Genomic DNA, 7,589 nt, shown 5'->3' on the forward strand with positions numbered 1-7,589 from the left:
GGACTGCGCAGCAACAACGGATTACTGTTTTCTCTTACGGGGCTTGTCCGCGGTTTTGGGGCCGGACTTGGGTTTCGGCTTGCGCTTGCTCTGCGCCGGCTTGTCGCTAAACCGTGAAATTCGCATCTCCCGGCCTGCCACACGCACTTTTTTCAGATGACTGAAAATCTCCTTGGGCATGCCCTCGGGCAGGTCCACGGTGGTGTATTCCGGGTAGATTTCAATGCGACCGATGTAGGAACTATCCAGGTCCACTTCATTGGCAATAGCACCGACGATGTTACCCGGCTTGACGCCGGCCTCGCGGCCCACCTCGATACGGAACCGTTCCATCCCCTCATCCGGCGGCGGCATTTTCTTGTCTTTTTCGTAGCCACCCTGCTTGCGGCCGCGGCTCTCGAAATCGCCATCCCGTTCGCGGCGCTCGCGCTTCTCGCGCGGCTTGAATTCCTGCTCCTTGACCAGCAGCGGCTGGTCACCCTGGGCCATGGCGGCCAGGGCAGCAGCCAGGTCCAGCGGGTCCACCTCGTTCATCTCCAGGTACTTCTCCGCCAGCAGGCGATACGGCGCCAGGTCGATATCACCGTCGAGCGTCCCGGTGATACGGTCGCGGAAGCGCTGCATGCGCGCGTCGTTCACCGCGGCGGCGCTGGGCAGCTCCAGCTGCTCGATAGTCTTCTTGGTGGCACGCTCGATCGTGCGCAGCATCCGCCGCTCACGTGGGGCCACGAACAGGATGGCATCACCCTCGCGGCCAGCGCGGCCGGTACGGCCGATGCGATGGATATAGGCCTCGGCATCGTAAGGGATGTCATAGTTGATGACATGACTGATCCGCGCCACGTCCAGGCCGCGCGCAGCCACGTCGGTGGCCACCACGATATCGAGCTTCTTCTTTTTCAGCTTGTCGATCACCGCCTCGCGCAGGTTCTGTGCCATGTCGCCGTTCAGGGCGGCACTGGCGAACCCTCTCGCGGCCAGCTTGTCGGCCAGCTCCACGGTGCTGTTCTTGGTGCGCACGAAGATAATGGTGGCATCCACCGGCTCTGCTTCCAGGATACGGGTCAACGCGTCCAGCTTGTGCAGGCCACCCACCGGCCAATAGCGCTGGCGGATGGTTTCGGCGGTCTCGGTCTTGACGCGGATCTTCACCTCTACCGGCTCGCGCAGGTACTCGCGGGCAATGCGGGCAATCTCTTTGGGCATGGTGGCGGAGAAGAGCGCGATCTGGCGCTGCTCGGGAATCTGGTCCAGCACCCATTGCACATCGTCGATAAAGCCCATACGCAGCATTTCGTCGGCTTCATCGAGGACCAGGGTCTTCAGGTTGGACAGGTCCAGGCTGCCACGGCGCATATGGTCCATGACCCGGCCCGGGGTTCCCACTACCAGCTGCACACCGCGCTTGAGCTGCAGCATCTGGCCGCGGTAATCGGCGCCACCGTAAATGGGGGCCACATGGAAGCCTTTCAGCTTCTGGGCGTAGGACTGGCAGGCCTCGGCTACCTGGATGGCCAGTTCGCGGGTGGGCGCCAGCACCAGCGCCTGGGGGCGGCGGTCCTTCAGGTCCAGCTGCGCCAGCAGCGGCAGCGCAAAGGCCGCGGTCTTGCCGGTGCCGGTCTGCGCCTGCCCCAGCACATCGTGGCCGGCCAGTAATGAGGGAATAGTCTGCGCCTGGATCGGCGACGGGGTTTCATAGCCCAGGGACTGCACGGCACTGAGGATTTCGGACGGCAAGTCCAGCTGGTCAAAGCCAATCGGCTCGGGGGTATCGGTCATTTTGGAATTCACTTGAATCTACATAGGGGGGCCAGGCGTGGCCAGGTTCCCGATGGGATAACCATAGCGCACAGCCGCACATTGCTGGGCAGGCGAAAAAGCCCATTAATAGCAACCCGCTATCTTCAAGCTTATTCAACGCAGTACAGGGGCCTTTGGCGAGGAGGTCTGTTACCCATGAAGCTTATGTCCCGCTTGCAACCACGTAAGGTGGTGGGGGCAGAAGGCCGCGCAGTCTAGCAGAGTGGCGGGCAGATTGGCAGTTTATTTTTTAACCAATCGAATTTGAAGGAAGCACGGCCCCCCGGTGCCAGAGACAACCGGGGAATGCCAGTCAGGCGGACGGTCAGTCGCGTCCGTACAGGTCGCGGGTGTAGACCTTACCGGCAACATCTTCCAGTTGCGGGCACATGCGGTTGGCCACGATAACATCGGCACGGTGCTTGAACGCCTCGAGATCGTTGATCACCGGGGAGTTGTAGAAGCTGTCACCCTCATATGAAGGTTCGTAGACGATCACCTCGATCCCCTTGGCCTTGATCCGCTTCATAATCCCCTGGATGGAGGAGGTGCGGAAGTTGTCGGAACCTGCCTTCATAATCAGCCGGTGCACGCCAACAACCTTCGGCTGCAGCTTCAGGATGGATTCCGCCACAAAGTCCTTGCGGGTCGAGTTGGCATCAACAATGGCCTTGATCAGGTTGTTGGGCACATCCTCATAGTTGGCCAGCAGCTGCCGGGTATCCTTGGGCAGGCAGTAGCCACCGTAGCCGAATGAGGGGTTGTTATAGTGATCGCCGATACGCGGGTCCAGGCCGACACCGCTGATAATCTGGAAAGTATCCAGGCCATGGGTTTCGGCGTAGGTATCCAGTTCGTTGAAATAGGCCACCCGCATCGCCAGGTAGGTATTCGAGAATAACTTGATCGCCTCGGCCTCAGTGGAGCCAGTCATCAGGATTTTCACATCCTTACTGAGCGCGCCCTGCAGCATCAGCTCGGCGAACAGTTCCGCCTTCGGCGACTCGCCGCCGACCACAATCCGCGAGGGATACAGGTTGTCATGCAGCGCCTTGCCCTCGCGCAGGAATTCCGGGGCGAAAATAATATTGTCGTTGCCAAAACGCTCACGGACTTCCCGGGTAAAGCCCACCGGGATCGTGGACTTGATCACGATGGTGGCGGCCGGATTGATAGCCGTCACATCCTCAATCACTGACTCAACAGTACTGGCATTGAAGTAGTTGGTCTCGGGGTCATAGTCCGTCGGCGTCGCCACGATCACAAACTCGGCGCCCTCATAGGCCTGGCGCTTGTCCAGTGTGGCGGTAAACTGCAGCTCTTTCTCGCGGAGGAACAACTCGATCTCCGCATCAACTATCGGGGCAACTCCCCGGTTCAAGCCTTCCACCCGCTCGGGGACCACATCCAGGGCCACAACTTCATTGAACTGCGCCAGCAACAGCGCATTGGAAAGCCCTACATAACCGGTCCCGGCCACGGCGATTTTCATATTGGAACCTCTTGGAATCTCTTCTTGCCTCGCAGCAACCATTGCGCGGGTACAATTTGACAGGAGCCTGTCCTGCTGAAAGTGCGCAATTCTACGAAAAAACGCCCCTCCGGAATATAGGTCGGGCCCTTAAAAGGGCCCGACGGGTCGAAAACTGGTCAAATGGCCAAGTAGATTACTAAACAGCCTCGACCACCGACTGCTTCGCGTCTGCCAGGAAGCCCTGCAGTTCCTCGCCCAGGTCGGGGTGGCGCAATCCGTATTCGATCTGGGCCTTCATGTAGCCCAGCTTGTTGCCACAGTCATGGCTGCAGCCAACGATCTGGTAGGCTTCGACCCGCTGGCGGGTAAGGAGCTGGTCGATGGAGTCGGTCAGCTGGATCTCGCCACCGGCGCCGGGCTGGGTCTGCTCCAGCAGGTTCCAGATCTCCGCAGGCAACACGTAACGGCCTACCACAGACATGTTGGAAGGGGCTGCGTCGACACTGGGCTTCTCGACCAGGCCGTCAATCTTGGCGGTGCCGCCGGCGTGCAGCTCGGCACCCAGGCAATCCACAACGCCATATTTGCTGACCTCTTCCCAGGCCACCGGCTCCACCATGATCTGGCTGTGACCAGTCTGCTCAAAATTGCGTACCATGGCCGCCAGGTTATGGGCCGTCGGGTCAGCCCGATACTGGTCCACAAGCACATCCGGCAACAGCACTGCAAAAGGATTGTCCCCTACCACAGGGCGGGCGCAAGCAATAGCGTGCCCCAGGCCCTTGGCCTGCGCCTGGCGCACGGAAATCACCGTAACGTCCTCGGGCACGATCGAGCGTACATCGTCCAGGATCTGGCGCTTCAGGCGGTTCTCCAGCTGCGCTTCGAGCTCAAAAGAGGTATCGAAGTGGTTGGCGATGGCGTTCTTACTGGCGTGAGTAACCAGGACAATTTCCTTGATCCCGGCACTCACCGCCTCGTTGACCACGTACTGGATCAGCGGCTTGTCCACAATCGGCAGCATCTCTTTCGGGATAGCCTTGGTGGCCGGCAACATACGGGTTCCCAGGCCAGCCACCGGAATGACCGCTTTTTTTACTTTGTTCATTTTCTCTCCTGATAATACTGGTGTGAATTCCATTTCACTGTGCGGGCCCTACCCGCTGTTAAGAGAATGCCAGAGGCACCCGTGACTCACTGTCACCCGAATTAGGAATCCGCTTCGCCGGTCGCGCCTAATGGCCGCAGCACTCCATAATGCAAAGCTTGCAAGATACATCCCCGGCAAGCAACCGGCCATAAATCACACTGCATTACAGCCCACCATGTAGCGGACTGGCAGCACCCGCTGCCGGTGCCGCCACCCGCCGGCCACTGCCCACCACCGGTAGAATCCTCATGGTGGCTGCATCTACCGCATGGCCAACCTGCTTGAAGAAACTGCCATCCAATTGTGTCAGTTCATAGAGATACTGGCGGAAACGCCGGAAAAGCCGGAAGTCCACCGGATCGGCGTCGCGCCAGAAGCTGTCCAGGTCTCCCCGGTGGGTAAGGCCGGGCAGGTCGTAGAGGGCCCGACCGATCAGTTTTGTCGGCACCCGGTGCAGCAGCGCCGAAATTCCCACAGTGCTGTTGATGGTCACCAGGCCCTTGGCATGGTCCAACAATGTGGGCAGGTGCAAGTCGTGGCAGTATATCACCCGCTTTTCAATGTTCTGCTGGACGGCCAGGGTGCGGATCAGGCGTCCGTAGTGGCAGAACCCCCGGTCCATGGGGTGGTGCTTGATCACCAGGTAATCACTGGCGTCCGCGTTGGCGGCGAAAGATGAGATCACCTGGTCGATGGAATGTTCAATCGACAGCAGGTCAGAATGGGTACGCAGCTGGAAGTCGTCCCGGGTTTGCAGCGGCAGGAGGTAAAAGCGACCAGAAAGCTCTCCGGCCAGGCGCGGCAGGATCGAGCGCTCGGTGAGCTTGTACAGGCCCTTGCGGTAGAAGCTCCGCAGCCAGCACAGCCCCTCGGCAACCCAGCCCCGCCCCCGGTGATGCTGGTAGTGGGGAAACTTCCCCTGGGCGAAACGCGTGAACAGGTAGTAGCGGCAGGCATACTTGGTCCGCTGCCAGAAAGTCAGCCCCACCTTGAGCGAGGGCTGCCGGCCACGGGGCTCAAACGAATCTATTGCAGAGAGGGACCAGTCGGTACGGGAGTTGGCATTGACCCCGTACCACTCAAAGGTGACGAAGTCCGGCCGCAGGTAACCCTCCTCGAACACGCCGAAGGCCACTCCCAGCTCCTCACACACCTGCCCGGCTACACGGTGATAGTAGCGGCAGTCGCCATACACAAATACGGCATTGATGCGATGCTCAATCAGGTAGGCACGGATAAAGGAAGGCCAGTCGCGATATTGCCCGGTGTAATCGACCTGGTGATCCGCCCAACCGAAGTGGCGGTCGCCACCATTGAAGTTGATTTTATGGGTCTCAGTCCCCTGGCGCGCCAGGCGCCGTGCCAACTTGGCAAAGAAAGGCCCCAGCGGCCCCTGTAAAAAGACGACGGATGACACGATTCCCCCAAACCGGGCCCGGGCCAGGCGGCCCGATTCCCCGGAATACAGCGGTCCCGACACCCGGTTCCGCGGCAATCCCCATTGCCAGCGGAAACGTTTTTACGGTGTCGCAAACCGCCCCCCATTTATTATGCGGCAGTGCTGCCGATCAGTGGCTGCCGGTTCCGGCGGGGTATTGCTACCAACGCCAGTGCCGCACGGAGTCCCCGACCACTAATATCCCCATTGGCCGCTCAAAAAAACAGCAGCCTTAGTATAATTTCGTCCGCTATTCTACCGCTAATCTGGTACTTAGTCCGCAGTTTGTAATGCGATGTAATGGTAATAGCAGAAAGAAATTGGATTGCCGGCGGCCAGACAGACCAGCGTCCAGCCGCCCACTACTATGAGCTAGCAATCGCCGTTCCAGAAAACGGCGGCGGGGTGAATTTCCCGGGATTCAGCGGCTGAAACGGCCGGTAAACCTGCGCTGCTCGCCTGCAAGCTCGCGGGGCCCATCCAGCCGGCGCAGCACTCGCTCCCACACCCACTCAAAGGCGCGCCCGGCAGCCCGGGGAATGGGGGTAAAGATAGGGTTGAACGGGTTGTCCCGCGCCTGCATCCAGATCGTCATGCGGTGAGAGGCCGCGTTAGCCTCGCCGCGGCGGTGAAAGCCATAGACATTGGCAACCAGCAGGGTATTGGCCGGTACACGGAAAACCCGCGGTGCAAAGCCCATTTCCGTAAGCTCCTGCGCGCTGACCCGGAAAGAGCCGTCCCAGTAGCGCCCCGGTGCCCGGGCCTCGCCCTTCTTACAGGCCTCCAGGCTCTGGCGGTACTCCCACTTTAGCCTCGCCCAGCCCAGCCGCTGGGATCCCGGCACATAAACGAAAGGACCATTCCTGTCGTCCACCGGGTCAAGGTACAGCCACCCTTTCACACAGGGATGGAAAGTATCCGCGTGCATATCGCGCTGTGGATCCGGTCGCGGAGTCACATTGGCGTGATTGCACAAATTTTCGACATAAAAGAGCGGCGGGCGGTTCTTGGAGGAGCAGTAGCGCACCAGGTGATCGAGACGCGGGTCATTGGCGAAGGCAGCCATCTGCGGCGTCCCATTCCGGACCTCATGCGTCATAAAGGTGCGCTGGGTGAGTGTGGTGCCCTCCACGGTCTCACGCACCTCGCCCTCGTAATGCAGGAGCTCATCCCGCAGGCGCTGGAACTGCTCCGGCGGCAGGAAGTTTTCCTTCAGCACATAGCCATCGCGCAGGAAGGCCCGGCGATCTGCAGCGGGCACCAGGGCAGCCAGCAACAACAGGCGAAAGCGGAACAACCCATGGGCAATCACCACACGCAAAACGTGCAGCCCGCAGCGGTTCAGCCAGTAACTGCCGATAACCGGGTTGTTCTTGAAACTCTTGCCCCAGGCGAGCAGCTCCACGAGCCACAGGGGTAATTTCCACAATTTCGTCAGCCTGTGTGCCGGCATTAGTCTTTCTCGATCAATAATTTGTTCAGGCCGGTACCGGCGCGCTGGCCCATACCGTAGGAGCGGCCCATGGCCGCGATCCCAACTCGCCAGTCCCACCAGGTCGCGGCCATGAGCCGCTCCTACAACAAGAGGAACCCGGGAATCCCAGGCGGGTAGCGCTTACATACCGCACAGCACACACCCTGCAACAAGGTTTAACCCCCACCCCCGTAGGAGCGGCCGCTGGCCGCGATCCCGAATCGCCAGCCCCACCAGGTCGCGGCCAGCGGCC

5 protein-coding genes are annotated in these 7,589 nt (G+C 60.3%); all 5 read right to left on the reverse strand.

Annotation, left to right across the window (positions count from 1 at the left end; genetic code table 11):
• Positions 1-21: 21 nt before the first annotated feature.
• A complete protein-coding gene (locus ACH6CX_RS15330) occupies positions 22-1,779 on the reverse strand; it encodes a DEAD/DEAH box helicase (protein WP_232941231.1) in 1,758 nt (585 codons plus the stop codon).
• 346 nt (positions 1,780-2,125) lie between these two features.
• Entirely contained in the window at positions 2,126-3,292 is a 1,167-nt protein-coding gene (locus ACH6CX_RS15335) for a nucleotide sugar dehydrogenase (RefSeq protein WP_396675803.1), read from the reverse strand.
• Between the two features lie 178 nt (positions 3,293-3,470).
• Complete coding sequence (gene galU, locus ACH6CX_RS15340) at positions 3,471-4,382, reverse strand: UTP--glucose-1-phosphate uridylyltransferase GalU (RefSeq protein WP_237063435.1); 912 nt, start codon at positions 4,380-4,382, stop codon at positions 3,471-3,473.
• Positions 4,383-4,587: 205 nt separating this feature from the next.
• Positions 4,588-5,841, reverse strand: a complete 1,254-nt coding sequence (locus ACH6CX_RS15345; RefSeq protein ID WP_396675805.1) for a capsule biosynthesis protein — start codon at positions 5,839-5,841, stop codon at positions 4,588-4,590.
• Positions 5,842-6,283: 442 nt separating this feature from the next.
• Positions 6,284-7,315, reverse strand: coding sequence for a phytanoyl-CoA dioxygenase family protein (locus ACH6CX_RS15350; RefSeq protein ID WP_396675807.1), 1,032 nt, complete (start codon positions 7,313-7,315; stop codon positions 6,284-6,286).
• Positions 7,316-7,589 lie beyond the last annotated feature (274 nt).

Origin of the sequence: Microbulbifer sp. JSM ZJ756, from assembly GCF_044383805.1 — a bacterium.
In the GTDB taxonomy this organism is placed as follows: Bacteria; Pseudomonadota; Gammaproteobacteria; order Pseudomonadales; family Cellvibrionaceae; genus Microbulbifer; species Microbulbifer zhoushanensis.

What these genes read in the sequence shown, in the direction of transcription:
- ACH6CX_RS15335 (WP_396675803.1), bottom strand. Translation starts at nt 3,292, where the DNA reads ATGAAAATCGCCGTGGCCGGGACCGGTTATGTAGGGCTTTCCAATGCG.
- ACH6CX_RS15350 (WP_396675807.1), bottom strand. Translation starts at nt 7,315, where the DNA reads ATGCCGGCACACAGGCTGACGAAATTGTGGAAATTACCCCTGTGGCTC.
- galU (WP_237063435.1), bottom strand. Translation starts at nt 4,382, where the DNA reads ATGAACAAAGTAAAAAAAGCGGTCATTCCGGTGGCTGGCCTGGGAACC.
- ACH6CX_RS15330 (WP_232941231.1), bottom strand. Translation starts at nt 1,779, where the DNA reads ATGACCGATACCCCCGAGCCGATTGGCTTTGACCAGCTGGACTTGCCG.